This window comes from Pseudomonas faucium (assembly GCF_021602585.1).
GTDB lineage: Bacteria > Pseudomonadota > Gammaproteobacteria > Pseudomonadales > Pseudomonadaceae > Aquipseudomonas > Aquipseudomonas faucium.
This window is the reverse complement of the sequence record NZ_BQIP01000014.1, coordinates 109,932-126,139: the sequence shown is the minus strand read 5'-3', so window position 1 is coordinate 126,139 and position 16,208 is coordinate 109,932. Positions and strand designations below refer to the sequence as shown.

Here is a 16,208-nt window from a genome sequence, read left to right as displayed (position 1 = left end):
CAACGAATGCGGCTTTCTAAGGCCCTGGGCTGGTGTGCCCTGGCACTTGCCAGCGTGCTGGTGCTGGGTGCAAGCGGCACCTATCTGTACCTCGACCCACAATTGCCCGATGTAGAAACCCTCAAGGCCGTGCAACTGCAAGAGCCGCTGCAGGTATACAGCGCAGAAGGCAAGCTGATCGCCGAATTTGGCGAGATACGCCGTATCCCCCTGCCCTCCTCGCAAATCCCCGGCGACTTCCTGGCCGCCTTCATGGCTGCGGAGGATGCCAATTTCTACCATCACCGTGGCGTCGACCCCACAGGCCTGCTGCGTGCGGCCATGGAGTTGATCAGCAGCGGGCACGTGCGCTCGGGTGGCAGCACCATCACCATGCAGGTGGCCAAGAACTTCTTCTTGAGCAAAGAGAAGACGTTCTCACGCAAACTCACCGAGATACTGCTGGCCTTGCGCATTGAACGCACATTGACCAAGGACGAAATCTTCAACCTCTACGTCAACAAGATCTACCTGGGCAAACGGGCCTATGGCATCGCAGCCGCCGCGCAGATCTATTACGGCAAGCCGGTGTCCCAACTGACCCTGGCGCAGACCGCGATGATCGCGGGCTTGCCCAAGGCGCCCTCACGCTTCAACCCTGTCAACAACCCAGCAAGGGCCAAACAACGCCGCGACTGGATTCTGGGGCGAATGTACGCGCTGGGTAGCATCGACCAGGCCCGCTACCACGCCGCGCTGGCAGCCCCCGTGACCGCGCGCTATCACGCGCCTGCGCCCGAGGTCAGTGCGCCCTACATCGCCGAAATGGTCCGGGCGCAGATGGTCAGCCGCTACGGGGATGACGCCTACACGCAAGGCTTTCGCGTGGTGACGACGGTCTCCGGCACGCTGCAGGCGGCGGCCAACGCTGCACTGCAGAGCGGTTTGAAAACCTACGACAAGCGCCACGGCTATCGCGGCCCCGAAGGCCACCTCACCGGCAGCCTGAGCCCAGCATGGCAGGAAAGGTTGAAAGGGTATCCGCTACTGGGCGGCCTGGAAGCTGTGGCGGTGACCAAGGTGCTCGCCGACCGCATCGCCGTGCTCGACCAGGCCGGCCAGCAACACGACGTCGCCTGGCAGACGATGGCGTGGGCCCGCCCCTTCATCAACCACAGCGCACAGGGGCGCCAACCAGCACGGCCTGCAGACATCGTCAGGCCGGGCGATGTGATCCGCGTTGAGCGGGCAGGCTCCCAGCGCCGCTTCAGCCAGGTGCCCGACGCGCAAGGCGCGCTGGTGTCGGTAGCGCCGGGCAATGGCGCGATCAAGGCCCTGGTCGGCGGCTTCGATTTCAACCAGAGCGGTTTCAACCGCGTGGTACAGGCCAAACGGCAACCGGGCTCAAGCTTCAAGCCCTTCATCTACTGTGCGGCGCTCGACAACGGCTATACGCCGGCGAGCATCGTCAACGACGCGCCCATCGTGCTGGGCGGCGACTACGCGGGGCCGGCATGGCGCCCGCAGAACGAAAACCGCACCTTCCTCGGCCCCATTCGCCTGCGCGAAGCGCTGTATCGCTCCAGAAACATGATCTCGATACGCCTGCTGCAAGCCATGGGCGTCGATTCGACCATCGACTACATCACGCGTTTCGGTTTCGACGCCAACGACATGCCGCGCAACCTTTCCCTGGCCCTGGGCACGGCGTCCGTGACCCCCATGGCGGTGGTCGGTGGCTGGAGCGTGCTCGCCAACGGCGGCTACAAGGTCACGCCTTTCTTCATCGACCGGGTCGAAGACCGCGCAGGCCGCATCGTCTTCAAGGCCACCCCGCGTTCCGCGCCCAGCGCCGACAACCCGGCACCTGAAGTAGCCGCAGAACAGGTCGTGGACAGCCGCACGACCTACCTGCTCACCAGCATGCTCCAGGATGTCATCAAGCGAGGTACCGGCCGCGCCGCTTCCGCCCTGCATCGCCCCGACATCGCGGGCAAGACGGGCACCACCAACGAAGCCAAGGACTCCTGGTTCACTGGCTACAACGGCGACTACGTGACGAGCGTCTGGGCAGGTTTCGATCAGCCGCAAAGCCTGGGGCGGCGCGAATGGGGCGTGACCATCGCCCTGCCCATCTGGATGGACTACATGCAGGCGGCACTTGCCGGAACAGCCCCCAACTCGCAGCCCATGCCCGACGGGGTGGTAACCCGGCTGATCAACACGGCGGACGGGACGGCGGCATCGGCGCAGGGGCCGCAGACGGCCATGGAAGTGTTCAAGGCCGAGAGCGCGCCGGCGATGAGCACCACGCAGGGGGGTGACCCATCGCTGAACGCCACGCAGCAAACCCTGCAGGACCTGTTCTGATACAGGCCCAAAAGGGCCACGCGAAGGCGCTGGCCCTCTTCTTCGCCTGCCGCTACCGTGCGCCATCAGCGATCAAGGCAATGCCTGGGTGTCAGCACGGAGGGGGTGGCGTTCTCGCTGGAGAACACAAGGAACGCCAAGTGGGCCTCATAGCGATTGAGCACATCGTCCATGACCTGCTGCTTGGTCAGGCCCATCAAGTCATAACCACCAGACCCCGTCTGGGTGAACACCTCCAAACGGTAATAGACATCGATCTCGCGCGTCATGCGGCCACTGAACATGGGCACAGGCGCCTCGACAATGGCGACGTGGTAATGGAAGTCCCGGAAGCTGTCCATCGATACCCGCAGCATCGGTTCCTCGACGCCGCGGGTATTGACCAGGCTTTCGCGGATGACGTCATAGCCCTGCTGGCGAAATTCAGCGACGACCTCGTCCAGCGCAGGGCCCACTGTTCGGTCAAGGAACTGAGTGACCTGGCGCAGCGTTGGGTACGCCCGCAGGTGCTCAAGCCGTTGCTTCCACGAGCGCTCCGGGACCTGCCCGCCGCCAGCCGCCATCGAGGGCCGGCGCAGCACGCGCCCTTCACGTTCGGCACGTTCCATGCGCAATACCTTGTAGAAGGATGCCATCACCAGGTAAGTGATGATCGTCACCGGTAGCGCGAAGATCAGCGTTGCATACTCCATGGTCGTGACCCCGCCTGCGACCAGCATCGCCACCGTGAGCATGGCCGTGAGCAAGGCCCAGAAGATACGCAGCCAGCTCGGGCCGTCTTGGGCAGGGTCAGGGATCGTTGCAGAAAAGTTCGACATCACCATCGCCCCGGAGTTGGCGCTGGTGAGGTAGAACAGCAAGCCGGACAGCGTTGCCAGGCCAATCAGAAACATCGAGCCTGGGAACATCTGCAGCAGTGCGTACCAACCCTGCTCGGGGCTGTCCATCGCCAGCGTGGCGAACTCGGTGTTGCCCTCAAGCACCTGGAACAGTGCGCTGTTGCCGAACAGCGAGACAATGATGAAGTCGCAAAGCACTGGCGCTGTGACTGCCGCAAGGACGAATTCCCGCAAGGTGCGGCCGCGCGAGATTCGCGCCAGGAACACACCGACGAAGGGCCCCCAGGCCAGCCAGAAGGCCCAGAAAAACAACGTCCACCCCGCCATCCAGCCGGCCCCGTCGGGCTCGTAGGCAAACGTCTGGAATGTACGCGCGGGGAAGCTGACGAGAAACTGGCCGATGTTCGACACCAGTGCATTCAACAAGAACGCCGTCTGCCCTGTTATCAGGATGTACAGCATCATCGCCACGGCGCTCCAAAGGTTCAGCTCGGCGATCCAGCGGATGCCTCGGTCAACCCCGGAGGTGGTGGCGGCAATGGTCAACGCTACAGCCCCCAGCACCAATGCGATCTGTAATGACAGGCCCTGTTCCAGGCCGAACAACAGCGAAAAACCAACGCTCAGCAGTACCACACCGATACCCATCGACGTGGCGACGCCAAACACGGTGCCAACCAGCGCAATGATGCTGATGCCATCGCCCAAGGGGCCGCGCACGCGCTTGCCAAACAGCGGGTAGAGCGCGGCGCGAATCGACAGCGGCATGTCCCACCGATAGGCGAAGTAACCCATGGCCATACCCAGCAGGGCATACATCGCCCAGCCGGCGATGCCATAGTGAAACATGGTCCAGACCACCGCATCCTGCATGGCCTGGGCAGTACCGCCTTCGCCGCTGGGCGGGTGCAAGTACTGCACGACCGGGCCTGTGACCGAATAGAACAGCATGTCAATGCCGACCCCTGCGGCGAACAGCATGGCGACCCAGGTCACCAGCTTGTACTGCGGCCGCGAGTGGTCAGGGCCGATGCGCACGTCCCCTTCTTTGGAAAACGCGACCCACAGCACGAAGCCGATGACCAGGGTCATCGTCAGCACGTAGTACCAACCCAGATTCGTCGCAATCCAGTCGGTGGTGTGCTTCATCGTCGAGCGTGCTGCATCGGGCATGAGGATCGTGGCAATGGAAAACGCCAGGATCACCATTGACGAAATCAGCAGCACGCGCCAGTTGATGCGCGCCTCCCGATGTACGACCAATTGGTCGTGACCTTTGCTGAGGTCACTGCGCGATACCGGAGGGTCGTCAGCGTCGCCTGGCCGCCCAGGGCGGCGAGGCGTGCCGCCGAATTTGCTGCGTTCGAGCGCTGGCAGCGTCTTCACGCAGGGGCCAGCAGTCGCTGGGGTGGTCGGATCATCACCGTTGCAGTGTTGATCCTTGGGAGGTACGAAGGGCATGAGCTTTCTCCTGTTGCGTACTTCATTCGACGCCGCCTGATCAGGCTTGCCTTACAGTCGGAGCGAATTCCATCCATTCGGTTGTTTCATGCACGCGCGCATGGGCGCGTTTGGGCAGCGGTCCCCAAAGCGGGCTCGCCCGCCGCCCGCACAAGTGCGTGGGCCAAGCGGGCTGACGCCGTGGAAAGCGCATTTGAAAGCGGGGCTCGAACCACCTTGGGGTAGCTCAGTTCCGCTGATGAAACGCCCAGCCAGGAAAGGGCCTGATAACGGCGACCACACTGATCGTGCGGGGCAGCAATGCCGGTTCTGGACACGGCTCCGTTGGCCGGGCGAGAGGCCGACAGCGCAGGGGTACCACGCGTGTCGGCGAGATGCACCGCGGTTCAAGCCCGCAGCGCCAATCAAGGGTTTCGACTGAGCCTTGGCTCAACCGAGGGTGAAAGCCCTGGGCAGGGAGCATCGCCAGGGTTGGCGTCGTCGTTATTGCCGGACGACGCTTGGGGGGGTGTTTGGGTGCAACCCGCGAATTGTAACGATACAGGCAGCCAAATAGAAGGTTCGCACACAGCTGTCGATCAGAAGCTGCGCAAATCGTTGTGGCCAGTCAGTGCCAATGACGCTACACGCACGCGCTCGCAAGACATTTGCTCGCCCAGGTTCAACAGCAAACTCAGTGTAAAGCAGCCGACAAAGCTGTTGCCGTTGTGTCTCCAGCGCGACAGTTGAGGGATGTTCGCTCTGCCAAACCCGCCCCTGAGCACCTGGCGCCTTATTTGCAGCAGCCTCGGTCATCACAGGCGCAAAAAGGCCGTAACCCCATGACCCACTCAACCCCATTGCCAGGGCTGCTGATTCGCAAACCCGTCCCCGACGACGCGACCGCCATCGCCACCCTGCACATCCGCAGCTGGCAGAGCGCCTACCAGGGCCTGCTGTCAGCCAATTACCTGAACGCCCTGAGCACCACTGTCGAACGCCGCGTGGCGTTCCTGACCCAGGCCATCGCACAGAACACACCGTCAATACGGGTAGCGGAACTCGATGGCCAAACCGTGGGCTGGTGCTCCTTCGGCCCGAGCCGCGATGAGGGCGCCACTGCAGACATGGGTGAGCTCATGGCGATATACCTCGACCCAGCGGCCTGGGGGCAAGGCATTGGTGAAGCTTTATGGGCGCAGGTACGACAGGCGCTGAGCGCTGGCGGCTTCGAGCAGGTGAGCGCTTGGGTGCTTGATGGCAACGTGCGCGCCAAGCGCTTTTACCTCAGGCAGGGCTTCATCGCGCAGCAAGCGAGCCAGCGCGTGGTCGAAGAAGACGGCGAGCCACTTGCGTTGACGCGCTATGGCCTGAAGCTCGGCCTCCCCACGTAAAGACCCTTAGCCGTTGAAGTGACGCCTGGTCACGCTCCGCCCTTGGCCTGCTGCTCCAGGTGCACCTGCAACGCCGGTTCAATCTGCAGCGCGCTGGCCAGCTCGTCGAGGTAGGCGCGCTCGGCGTCGCCCTGGTCATTCACCAGCATCACGCTGGCCAGGTACATTTCCGCGGCCATGGCCGGGTCCTTGGCCGCCTGGGCCACTTCGGCCGCATCCAGTGGCTTGCCGACTTCGTCATCGAGCCACTGCTGCAGGTGCGGATCGTTGGTGTGGCGCTTGATCTCGGCGTAGATCACCTGCTCTTCCTGCTCGTCGATGCGCCCGTCCGCCTTGGCCGCGGCAATCAGCGCGCGCAAGATTGCATGGCTGTGGTCTTCAGCCTCGGGGCCGGACAATTGATCGACTGTCTGCAACGCCTGTTGCGGCGCTGCGGCCTGGCTGCGCTGCCAGCTCTGATAGGCCTGGAAGGCCATCATGCCCAACGATGCCAGGGCCGCATAACTGGTACCTCCCGAACGCCCCTGGGGGCTGCCGCCAGCGCTGCCACCGCCCAGCAGCCCGCCGAGCAGGCCGCCCAGGCCACCGCCGCCACCGCTGCTACTGCCGCCGCCGAGCAAACCGCCAAGCAAGCCGCCCAGCCCGCCCAGGCCATCCTGCGCGGGCATGCCGCTGCGTTGCTGTTGCGCCTGCGAGCCTTGGCCGGCGCGCAATAACTGTTCAAGCAGATCACTGGTGTTCATGGCACCGCCCTCGGTCGCTCGTCGTGGCACAGACAAGCAACGATAGCCCCGTACAGGCCATCCGCCATGACCGCCTGACCAGCGGAAAAGCCAAGCCCTGCCGCCGCCGCGGAATCAGTGCCTGCGCACTGTTGATGCTTGCGCGGCTGCAAATAACAGGCGCTGGTGGGAAACCCTGCCAGGCGTGCAAGATGTTGGCGCCGACGCGGGAGCGCAGACTGTCCTGCGGGCAAACTTCCAGCACAGGAGTGGCGATGAAAGAACACCATTACGCTGTCACCATCAATTGGACCGGCAACACAGGTGAAGGCACTGCCAGCTACACGGCCTACCAGAGAGACTTCACCGTACAGAGCCCGGGCAAGGCGCCGGTGCTTGGCTCCGCCGACCCGGCCTTTCGCGGCAACGCCGAACGCTGGAACCCTGAAGACATGTTGCTGGCCTCGATTAGCGCGTGCCACAAGCTTTGGTATCTGCACCTGTGCGCCGTCAACCAGGTGAGCGTGCTGGACTATGTCGACCACCCGGTGGGCCGGATGGTCGAAGGCGATGGCCAGCGCAAGGGGCATTTCAAGGACGTGGAACTGCGCCCACAAGTGGTCATCAGCCGCGAATCGGATATCGACCTTGCGCTGCGCCTGCATGACGATGCGCACCACGAGTGTTTCATTGCCAACTCGGTCAACTTCCCCATCAGCTGCAAGGCGCTCATCAACTACCAGGTCTAGTGCAGCCGCGCTGCTTTTTACGCTGTCGTGGGTCGATTGAGGTTGTTCAGGCATAATCGGCCCCCCACCCAGGACGCCACCTCATGAATCCCTACTTTCAAGAAGTCATTGACCTGCACGAACTGATCGAGGCGCTGTTCTGCCGAGGTGAGGCCCAGGTCCAAGCGATGGTCGAGCGGTTCCACCCGGACTTCTCCATGGTCTCGCCTTCAGGTATGGAGGTTGGGCTGCAGCAGGTAGCAGCCCTGTTCGCCCAGCGTGCAGGCAGCCAGCCTGGATTGAGCATCGAGCTCAGCGAAATGCAGGCCTTGGCGCAGTGGCCGGACGGTGCCCTGGTTCGCTACCGGGAAACCCACCGGTTGCCGGGCCAGGAGGCAAAGACGCGGATCTCGACGGCGCTTTTCAGCCTGCAGGGCGAGTGCGTGCTATGGCGTCATCTCCATGAAACCTGGGCCGCGTGAGCGGCCTTCCCTGGCCTGATACGCCCGCAATAACTACATGACGAACACGATGCGTTCTGCGCTGCTGCGCTGCCAGGCCGCTTCGACCTCGCTCAATGGCACGGCCAGGGCCTCGACCTTCATCCCCGCCGGTTTGATCGCCTTCAGCAGCTGCCCGACCACCTTCACCAACCCTTCGTTGGACACACTGCCCAGGCCACTGCCGAGCATCTCCAGGCCCGTGCCGCGCAACACGCTGGGGTTCATCGGCAAGGTCGCCCCGGCAATCGCGCCGATGTTGACGAAGCGCACACGTGGCGCGGCCTCGCGGCTGGCATGGCCGCCCAGGGCATCGAGGATGCACGCGGCCGGTTGCCCCCACAGGTAATCCAGCACGATATCGACGCCCGGCCCGCGGATTTCATCGCGCAAGGCAGCGGTCAGCTGCTCGGCGGGCTGGTCCAGGCAGATGAAGGCATCCGCGCCCAGTTCGCGCAGCTCAGCTTGCACCGCGCGGTTGCGCGCCGTCGCCACCACGCGCGATGCGCCCAGGTGCTTGGCCACCTGAATCGCCAGGCGCCCGGAGGCACCGGCGGCGCCGTTGATCAACACGCGCTCGCCGGGCTTGAACCCCGCCCGTTCCTGCAGCGCCGACCACGACGACATGCCCGGGTTGGCGATCGCCGCCGCCGTGATGTCATCGATGCCATCCGGTATGGCTACGCAGCAGCGCGCATCCACGGCCACGGTCTCGGCCATGGCGCCGATCGGCGCGCGGGGGAAGGCGAAGTACACGCGGGTGCCGTCCTCCAGCAGGCCGACACCATCGGCACCCGGCACCAACGGCAAGGTCTTGCCACTGCTGTAGTGCTTGCCGCTGGCCTGGGCACGCACCAGCTGGCTGAGTGCGGCGGCGCGCACCCGCACCAGCACCTCGCCCGCTGCCGCTTGCGGCGCGTCGATATCGCCATAGCGCGGGGGTTGGTCGAAGGCGTGGACGATGGCTGCTTTCATGAAGGGACTCCTAGGGGTAATCAGGCGTGCCGGCAACGATACCAGAAGCCCCTCACACCTGAACCAGCCCCCGCTGCGCGCGCAACAGCAGGCACTGCATCAACCCGCCGCCGACGATGGCGAACGCCGCCAGCAGGTAGATCACCTGCTCCCCCGAATACGGCAACAGCCCCGCGACCAGCGCCGGCGCCACGGCAGCAGCGGACACCTGGACGAAGCCGATGGCCGGGGCCAGGCGTTTGCTTGGGTCATGGGTGGCGACGGTGGCCATGTAGTAGGTGAGCGCCAGCGTCCAGCCAACGTTCATCACGAACACCGCCACCGCCAGCTCCCCGGCCTGGTGCACGCCACGGGCCAGCATGGCCAGCGAACAGAGCACGGCCAGCGAACCCAGGGCGATCATCAGGTTGCTCGACAGGCGCTGGCCGAACAGGCTGGGCAGCGCCGAACCCGGCAGGCCGCCGAGCAAGCCCAAACCCAAGGCCCAGCCGACATCCACCGGGGCAACGCCGCCCTCGACCGCCAGGTTTTCCAGAAAGCCCCACACCGAGTAGATGCCCATCTGCAGGCACAGCATGCCGACCAGCGCATACAGCCCCACCTTGCCGCTGCCCGGCGCGTGCTGGATGACCTGCTCCGTGACGACCGGGCACACCGCACGCACATCCGGCAGCCAATGGCAGATCAGCACGATCACCGCAAACCACGCCGCCAGCGCGGTAATCGCCATGCTCAGGCCATAGCGCTCGGCAATCACCGGCAACACCGAGGCGAACGCCGCAAACAGCAAGGTCTGCAGAAACAGCATCGCGCCATAGGAGCGTGCCTGCTGCGGCAACCGGCCCAGGGCGGTCAGCGCGCTGCTGTACAACAAGCCGCCACCGACACCCGCCACCAGCCGGCAGGCCAGCAGGCCGGCGAAGCCCTCCGCCTGCACGCAGCTCAGGTTGGCGGCCAGGCCCAGCAAGGCACCGCCCAGGGTCAACAGGCGGGTGCCGACGCGGCGTTCGGCCGCCGGGCTGAACAGCGTGCCGACGATGACGCCGGCCATTTCCATCGACAGCACCCAGCCCTGCTGCTCCAGCGGCAGGTCGAACTTGCGCGCGAGCATGCCGAGAAACACCGGGCCGACGCCGACGATCATGGTCGAGGCGATGGCGATATAGATGAACAGAGTGCGGGTCACAAGACCTGTGCGTGCTTTCATGGGGGCGTGTTCCAGGCAACGCGGCCCGCAGGGGGCCGCGGCGGGGTCAGAGGGCGTTGTGGACGATGCGGCCGTTCATCATGGTCAGCGCCACTTCGGTCTTGCCGATGTCGTGCTTGTTCAACTCGAACAGGTCACGCTCGAGGATGATCACATCGGCGCGCTTGCCTTCGGTCAGCGAGCCAATCTCGTGCTCCAGGCGCAGCTGGTAGGCACCGTGCAGGGTGTAGGCGGCGATCAGCTGCGGGATGCTGAGCTTTTCATTAATGTCCGGCATCACCGGCGCGTCGGGCTCGCCGGCCAGCTGGCGGGTGTGGCCGGACTCGATGTGCTCCACCGGGCGGTGCTGGCAACGGCACTGGCAGGCCAGGCCGTCCATGCCGATGGACACCGTCACGCCCTGGTCGACGAAGCTGCGGAACTTGTACATCGAGCGCCAGCGCGCATCGCCATAGGAGCGGCGGATGGCTTCGGAGTAGGCATCGACCACGCCCCACTGCAGCTGGGTGTTGGCCAGCGCACCGACCTGGCGGAAACGCGGGATGTCGTCGGGGTGGGTGAGGAAGGCGTGGGTGATCACGTGGCGGCGGTCGCGCGGCGGGTTGGCTTCATTGGTGCGCTCGATCACGTCCAGCGCCAGGCGCACGGCAGCATCGCCCACGGCATGGATCATCACGTCGATGCCATGGCGGTCGGCCTCGCGCACGTTGCGCTCGAACACCTCTGCTGGCATCACCGTGGCGCCGCAGCTGTCGGGCTTGTCGCAGTAGGGTTCGAGCAGGTAGGCGGTGTGGTTCATCTCGGTGCCGTCGAGCATCATCTTCAGCGCCTGGGCGCGCACCAGCGGCGACTGGTAGCGTTCGCGCATGCTGCGCAGGATGGCCACCGGGTCGTCCTCTTCGCCCAGCGAGATGTAGCTGCCGACCACCCGCAGCTTCAGGCGATCTTCGCGTTCGAGCTGCTGCAGGGTTTCGTAGAGCAGGTCCTGGTCGCCGCTGGGGTCGAGGAAGCCTGCGTCGAATACCGTGGTGATGCCCGCTGCCACCAGCTTCTCCTGCCACACGGCAATCGAGCGCAGGTACAGGTCGATGCCGGTGGGCAGGTAGCCGGCGTCGCTGATGCGCTTCATCAGCAGGAAGTAGGCGGCGCCATCGACCACCACGCCGGTGGGCTCGCCTGTGACCGGGTCTTTCTCGAACCAGCTGGCGCCCTCTTCCACCGGCGGCGTGTCGCGGTCGATGCCGGCAATTTCCAGGGCTTTGGAGTTGACCCACATGGTGTGGTAGTCGGTGGCCATCAGGCACACCGGCTTGTCCGGGCAGATGGCGTCGAGGGTTTCCCGGCGCAGCAGGTGCGGCGGCACCAGGGCCTGGATCCAGCCCATGCCGGTGATGGCTTTTTCGTCGGGGTGCTCGTCGACGTAGCGCTTGAGCAGCGCCAGCATCTGCTCGGGGTCTTCATGGTTGATGAAGGCCTGGAAGGCGAAGGCGGTGGTGCTGAAATGCCAGTGGGACTCGACGAACCCCGGCAGCACCAGCTTGCCGCCGGCGTCGATGCGCTGGGTGTGCGGGCCGGCGAAGGCCTGCACCGAGGCGTTGTCGCCCACGTGGACGATGCGCTCGCCACGCACCGCCAGGGCCTGGGCCCAGGGTTTGTGGGCATCGACGGTGTAGATGCGGGCGTTGTGGATCAGGTAATCGGCAGGCAAGGTCATGGTCGTTCTCGTTAGCGGTCAGTAGCGGTAGGTCAGGTACATTTCCAGGGCGCGGAAGGTGTCGTTGCCGAACACCTGGCGCGCCGCGGCCATGGGCTTGACCCAGTTGCAGGACACCGAGGCGTACAGGCGCTCGGTGGGCGCCCAGTCCAGGTACAGGGTGTTTTCGTCGGCGAAGCGCCGCTGGTCGACGGCGATGCCCTGGTAGTTGGGTTGGTCGAGGGAGAAGCGGTAGTGGATCGCGCCCAGCGCCAGGGTCGGCGTCAGGCTCAGGCGGGCGCTGTACTGGTCGACGCGCTCGTTGGAGTTGAACAGCAGGTAGTTGCCGACGATGTCGCCCACCAGCCACGTGCTCCAGCCGCTGAAGCCCTTGGCCAGCGGGTCCCAGCCTTGCTGTTGGTTGTCGCCGGGGTCGCTGTCGCCCGAGAAGCGGGCATGCCGCCAGCCCAGCTGCGGGGCCAGCGGCAGCGCGCTGAAGCGGTAGTTGGCCTGGGCGTAGCCCGCACTGGCGTGGTACTGCACGGCGTCGCCATGGCCACGTTGCAGGGCGTATTCGGCGTCCAGGGTGAGGTCGGCCAGGCCTGGCAGGTGAACGTCCAGCGCTCGCAGGTTGTAGACCCGCATGCCCTCGCGAGGGGCGTCGAAGCTGCGGCCGTGGCCGGTGGATTGCACGGCCATGGCCAGCGCGCCGAGGGTCGCGCTGTCGGCCACGCGCCAGTCGAGGTTGGCGCCTTGCAGGCGGTAGTCGCCCTGCAAGCGGTCGCTGGCCGCCAGGCTGAAAGCCTGGGCGCTGAAACTGTCGTGCTGGTAGCTCAGCAGCGCGCCGTCGTGAAAGGCGCTGCGCGGGCCGAGCCAGTAATCGCCCTCGCCGAACAGGTCGAGGTTGCCGTCCATCACGATGAAACCGCTGCCGACCTGATAATCCTGGTTGCCCAGGCGCAGCCCCCAGTCGCCCTGGCGAACGCCAACGAACGCCTGCTCGACCGCCACCTGGCCGTCATCGCTGCGGGTGTAGCCAGCGGCATCGCCGTCGCCAAAGGTGTGCGTGGCCACCAGGGACAGGCCGGTCTCCAGCAGGCGCTGCTCATTCAGGGCGTACTGCAGGGCGACGCCGGGCTTGAGGTAGAGCTCTTGCCAGGTTGCCTCCTGGCCCCGTGGCTGGCCGCTGCGTTGGTCGCTGTGGCCGGCACCGAAATTGATGCCATGGGTGGCAATGCTCGCCGCCCCTGCGGCAACGCTTGCCTGGCCCTGGGCCTGGCCGAGGGTGAAGCGGTAGTCGGCCAGGGCGCACGGTGCCAGCAGGCTGCCGAGCACCAAGGTGCCGAGGAAGTGACGCATGGTGACGCTCCTGTAAGAATTTTTTTTGTGTACAGGGCAGTTCGAAAAATGCAGCAAGGGGCCGGTCTGCGCCGGTCGAGGCAAATCTTTATTCGATAAAATGTTTTAGTCAATAAAATTTTATTGCGACACAAGAAAGCGGGTATGCTCTGCGCAGAACACGCACAAGGCACAGGCAGACCATGAGTGGATTGCGGGAACAACAGAAAGCGGCGCGGCGCCAGGCCATCGGGGAAGCGGCGGTGGCGCTGTTCGCCCGCCAGGGCTACCAGGCCACCACCATCGAGCAGATCGCCAAGGCTGCCGGGGTGTCGGCGCCCACCGTGTTCGCCTACTTCACCAGCAAGCAGGCCATCGTGCTGGAGACGCTGCGCGAGTCCGACGCCCGCGCGATGGTCGCCACCCGCCAGCGCATCGGCCGCCTGGACGACCCCGCCGAGGCTTTGTGCCAGTTGGAGCGGCAAGTGGTGGAACATGCCTTTGGCATGTTGCCGGCGGCGCTGTGGCGCGAGCTGCTGCCGCAGATCATCGGCCAGTCAGGCGAAGGCCTGCCGGCGGCGTATCGCAAGGTCAATGCCGTGCTGGTGCAGGAGATTGCCCGGGTGCTGAGCGACTTCAAGCAGCGCGGGCTGTTGCGTGCAGACCTGGATGTAGACTACGTGGCGTTTCTGATCAACGACTACGGCCACCTGCAGTTCCTGCGCCTGGCCAGCCAGGATGAGCCGGACTTTGCCGGGCATGCCCTGCAGGTGCGGCAGATGATCGAGTTGCTGTTGCGTGGGATGGTGGCGCGCTGACTGCGCCGTTCAGCGCTGCTTGGCGTTCTTCTTGGCGATGGCCTTCATGCGCGTGGCCGCGCGCTGCACGGTGGCCATCTTCTCCGGGCGTTTCATGCCACGCCATTTGCGGATTTCCTCGCGCGTGCGGCCACAGCTCACGCACAGCTCGCTGTTGAGCTGGCAGAGGGAAACGCAGGGGTTGTCGATGTCTTTGGCCATGGGCTGCTCCGGTGCGGGGCGCGGATCATAACGCAGCGCCTGCGATCACGCCGCTGACTTTGCGAATGCAGACGCCGCAGTGCATGGCACCGGCTCTGCCGGTGATCGCTGGCAAGCCAGCTCCCACAAGGCCCCCCGCCTAAGCAAATGCCTCAAGCCACCGCCACCGCGCGCCTGCGCCGCCAAGCCAGGCGCGCCACGGTAATCGACCAGTTCAGCAAGGCTATCGCCAGCACCCATTGCAGCAGCGCAGCCATCCCTGCCTCGACGATGACCTTGCCCGCCAGCAGTGGAAAGCCGAACACACCGATGAAGTAGGCCAGGCTGAACAGCACCAGCGCCTGTGCAGTCTGCCCCGCCGGCGCCTCGTTGGCCGCCAGCCCGTTGATCACCGAGTAGGTCAGGCCATAGCCGACCCCCAGCACGATCGCCGCCAGCAGGTACCCGCCAGGGCTCGCCACCCAGAACATGAACATCAGCACCGACAGCACGATCAGCGCCGTGAGCAGGCACGCCATCAGGTAGGGGTCGCGCTTGACGATAAAGCCGGCGACCAGCAGCCGGCAGGTGATGACCGCCGACATGAAACCGATGAAGAACAGCGAGTAGTCCAGCTGCAAGAGCGCGGCATAGGAAGTCTGGAAGCTCGACAAGCCGCCAAAGATCGCGCCGCCCAAGCCGACCATCAGGATCGCGAAGGCCGCCTTGGACGACAGCACCGAGCGCGCCGCCGCCGGGCTGATCCGGCTCACGGCCACCGCACCCTGATGCGGTTGCAGGCGCGGCGACATCAGCCAGAACATCACGCCCCCCAGCACACTGGCCGCGGCCGCGACCACGAAGGCCGCCTCGACCGGGTAGCCCAGCGCCTGGGCCACCCGCCCGAGCAAAGGCCCGGTGCCGATGCCGGTCATCATGCAGCCCGAAAGCAGGGCAAAGTACTTCACCCGCCGCTGCGGCTCGATCAGCATGGCCACGATGATCGGCCCGAGGGTATAGAACACCCCCCAGCCAAACCCCAGCAGCAAGCCGAACAGCATCATCGCCCCGCCATTGCCCGGCCAGGTGGCAAACCCAAGGCACGCCGCCGCGAGAAACACCGCGCCAACCGCCACCGACCTGGCGGCGCCAAGGTGGTCGCTCAGGTGCCCGGAAAACACCACGGCCAGAAAGGTGCTGAGCATGGCCGTGGAAATCACCGAGCCGGCATCGGCCTCGCTGGCGCCATGGGCGCGCAAGGTCATGGCCAGCAGAAAGGTGGTGCCGTAGGACAGTGACAGCAAGTAGCTGCCCAGGCAGAAGGTGCCAAACAGGCGGTTCGAAGACATCGGTGTTCCTTGGCGTGCAAGCGGCCCAGGGCCGGCTTGCGCAGCATTGTTATTGGGCGTTCGAGGGCCGTTTTATCACGGGGCTGCAAGCGCTTGGATATGAAATGCGCGGAGTGAAGCGTGGCACGCTCATACCTATCCTCGCCCCGCGCCCAGGGTTTATGCTCGGGGCCTTTCACGGAGGTCGCCCAATTGAACCCAGCCCCTGCCCTGCGCCGCGCCACGCGCGACGACGTCGAAGCCATCCGCGCGTTGGTCGATGGCGCCTATTCGCCCTACATCGCCAGGATCGGCAAGCCGCCAGGACCGATGCTCGACGACTACCAGCAAGTGGTCGAAGACCACGAGGTGTACGTCGCGCTCGAGGCCGGCCAGGTGGCGGGCGTGCTGGTGATGCAGCGCGAAGGCAGCGACATGCTGCTGGCCAATGTCGCGGTGCTGCCCGCGTGCAAAGGCCAAGGCCTGGGCAAGGCGCTGATGCAGTTTTGCGAGGACTATGCCAGGCAGGCCGGCTGCCAGGCCATCCGCCTCTACACCCATGAACGCATGACCGAGAACATCGCGATCTACCAGAAACTCGGCTATCAAGAGACCCACCGGGCACACGAGCACGGCTTTGCCCGGGTGTTCATGCGCAAGCCCCTGTAGCGCCCGGGGCGCCGCCCATCCGCGTCCC

General features: G+C 65.2%; 14 protein-coding genes. 6 read left to right on the top strand and 8 right to left on the bottom strand.

Annotated elements, in window-relative coordinates; all coding sequences use genetic code 11:
• The first annotated feature begins 6 nt into the window (after window positions 1-6).
• Window positions 7-2,349 carry a penicillin-binding protein 1A gene (locus tag L6D75_RS17470; protein ID WP_176511507.1) on the top strand — a complete coding sequence of 781 codons (2,343 nt, stop codon included), beginning with the start codon at window positions 7-9 and terminating at the stop codon, window positions 2,347-2,349.
• A gap of 65 nt (window positions 2,350-2,414) precedes the next feature.
• Here the strand turns inward: L6D75_RS17470 and betT are convergent, their stop codons facing one another.
• On the bottom strand, window positions 2,415-4,649 hold the full coding sequence (betT, locus tag L6D75_RS17465; protein ID WP_176511506.1) for a choline BCCT transporter BetT: 2,235 nt from the start codon (window positions 4,647-4,649) through the stop codon (window positions 2,415-2,417).
• 821 nt (window positions 4,650-5,470) lie between these two features.
• Between betT and L6D75_RS17460 the strand changes: the two genes are divergently transcribed.
• Window positions 5,471-6,022, top strand: coding sequence for a GNAT family N-acetyltransferase (locus L6D75_RS17460; RefSeq protein ID WP_236193725.1), 552 nt, complete (start codon window positions 5,471-5,473; stop codon window positions 6,020-6,022).
• Between the two features lie 29 nt (window positions 6,023-6,051).
• On the opposite strand, the gene L6D75_RS17455 is transcribed toward L6D75_RS17460, so the two are convergent.
• Window positions 6,052-6,765, bottom strand: coding sequence for a tellurite resistance TerB family protein (locus L6D75_RS17455; protein ID WP_176511505.1), 714 nt, complete (start codon window positions 6,763-6,765; stop codon window positions 6,052-6,054).
• Between the two features lie 254 nt (window positions 6,766-7,019).
• On the opposite strand from L6D75_RS17455, the gene L6D75_RS17450 reads away from it, so the two are divergent.
• Window positions 7,020-7,493, top strand: a complete 474-nt coding sequence (locus L6D75_RS17450) for an OsmC family protein (RefSeq protein ID WP_176511504.1) — start codon at window positions 7,020-7,022, stop codon at window positions 7,491-7,493.
• Window positions 7,494-7,576: 83 nt separating this feature from the next.
• Window positions 7,577-7,954, top strand: a complete 378-nt coding sequence (locus tag L6D75_RS17445; RefSeq protein WP_176511503.1) for a DUF4440 domain-containing protein — start codon at window positions 7,577-7,579, stop codon at window positions 7,952-7,954.
• 33 nt (window positions 7,955-7,987) lie between these two features.
• On the opposite strand, the gene L6D75_RS17440 is transcribed toward L6D75_RS17445, so the two are convergent.
• From L6D75_RS17440 to L6D75_RS17425, 4 genes are read right to left on the bottom strand one after another with little or no spacing between them, the layout of a single operon-like run.
• Complete coding sequence (locus L6D75_RS17440; protein ID WP_176511502.1) at window positions 7,988-8,947, bottom strand: quinone oxidoreductase family protein; 960 nt, start codon at window positions 8,945-8,947, stop codon at window positions 7,988-7,990.
• A gap of 52 nt (window positions 8,948-8,999) precedes the next feature.
• Complete coding sequence (locus tag L6D75_RS17435; protein WP_176511501.1) at window positions 9,000-10,154, bottom strand: MFS transporter; 1,155 nt, start codon at window positions 10,152-10,154, stop codon at window positions 9,000-9,002.
• Between the two features lie 46 nt (window positions 10,155-10,200).
• Window positions 10,201-11,868, bottom strand: a complete 1,668-nt coding sequence (locus L6D75_RS17430) for an amidohydrolase (RefSeq protein WP_176511500.1) — start codon at window positions 11,866-11,868, stop codon at window positions 10,201-10,203.
• An 18-nt stretch (window positions 11,869-11,886) separates the two neighbouring features.
• The gene (locus L6D75_RS17425) at window positions 11,887-13,206 is read right to left on the bottom strand and encodes an alginate export family protein (protein WP_176511499.1); all 1,320 of its coding nucleotides are present in this window, start codon (window positions 13,204-13,206) and stop codon (window positions 11,887-11,889) included.
• Between the two features lie 182 nt (window positions 13,207-13,388).
• Between L6D75_RS17425 and L6D75_RS17420 the strand changes: the two genes are divergently transcribed.
• Window positions 13,389-14,003: a TetR/AcrR family transcriptional regulator gene (locus L6D75_RS17420; RefSeq protein ID WP_176511498.1), complete on the top strand. Its 615-nt coding sequence runs from the start codon at window positions 13,389-13,391 to the stop codon at window positions 14,001-14,003.
• A gap of 9 nt (window positions 14,004-14,012) precedes the next feature.
• Here the strand turns inward: L6D75_RS17420 and L6D75_RS17415 are convergent, their stop codons facing one another.
• Window positions 14,013-14,204 carry a DUF1289 domain-containing protein gene (locus L6D75_RS17415; protein WP_176511497.1) on the bottom strand — a complete coding sequence of 64 codons (192 nt, stop codon included), beginning with the start codon at window positions 14,202-14,204 and terminating at the stop codon, window positions 14,013-14,015.
• Window positions 14,205-14,356: 152 nt separating this feature from the next.
• On the bottom strand, window positions 14,357-15,532 hold the full coding sequence (locus L6D75_RS17410; RefSeq protein ID WP_176511496.1) for an MFS transporter: 1,176 nt from the start codon (window positions 15,530-15,532) through the stop codon (window positions 14,357-14,359).
• 192 nt (window positions 15,533-15,724) lie between these two features.
• Here L6D75_RS17410 and L6D75_RS17405 point away from each other — a divergent pair, with 192 nt between their 5' ends.
• Entirely contained in the window at window positions 15,725-16,180 is a 456-nt protein-coding gene (locus L6D75_RS17405) for a GNAT family N-acetyltransferase (protein ID WP_176511495.1), read from the top strand.
• Window positions 16,181-16,208: the final 28 nt, after the last annotated feature.

Bases quoted from the DNA above. Each gene is read 5' to 3' on its own strand.
- L6D75_RS17440 (WP_176511502.1), bottom strand. From the start codon at position 8,947: ATGAAAGCAGCCATCGTCCACGCCTTCGACCAACCCCCGCGCTATGGC.
- L6D75_RS17415 (WP_176511497.1), bottom strand. From the start codon at position 14,204: ATGGCCAAAGACATCGACAACCCCTGCGTTTCCCTCTGCCAGCTCAAC.
- betT (WP_176511506.1), bottom strand. From the start codon at position 4,649: ATGCCCTTCGTACCTCCCAAGGATCAACACTGCAACGGTGATGATCCG.
- L6D75_RS17470 (WP_176511507.1), top strand. From the start codon at position 7: ATGCGGCTTTCTAAGGCCCTGGGCTGGTGTGCCCTGGCACTTGCCAGC.
- L6D75_RS17435 (WP_176511501.1), bottom strand. From the start codon at position 10,154: ATGAAAGCACGCACAGGTCTTGTGACCCGCACTCTGTTCATCTATATC.
- L6D75_RS17410 (WP_176511496.1), bottom strand. From the start codon at position 15,532: ATGTCTTCGAACCGCCTGTTTGGCACCTTCTGCCTGGGCAGCTACTTG.
- L6D75_RS17425 (WP_176511499.1), bottom strand. From the start codon at position 13,206: ATGCGTCACTTCCTCGGCACCTTGGTGCTCGGCAGCCTGCTGGCACCG.
- L6D75_RS17430 (WP_176511500.1), bottom strand. From the start codon at position 11,868: ATGACCTTGCCTGCCGATTACCTGATCCACAACGCCCGCATCTACACC.
- L6D75_RS17455 (WP_176511505.1), bottom strand. From the start codon at position 6,765: ATGAACACCAGTGATCTGCTTGAACAGTTATTGCGCGCCGGCCAAGGC.
- L6D75_RS17460 (WP_236193725.1), top strand. From the start codon at position 5,471: ATGACCCACTCAACCCCATTGCCAGGGCTGCTGATTCGCAAACCCGTC.
- L6D75_RS17445 (WP_176511503.1), top strand. From the start codon at position 7,577: ATGAATCCCTACTTTCAAGAAGTCATTGACCTGCACGAACTGATCGAG.
- L6D75_RS17420 (WP_176511498.1), top strand. From the start codon at position 13,389: ATGAGTGGATTGCGGGAACAACAGAAAGCGGCGCGGCGCCAGGCCATC.
- L6D75_RS17450 (WP_176511504.1), top strand. From the start codon at position 7,020: ATGAAAGAACACCATTACGCTGTCACCATCAATTGGACCGGCAACACA.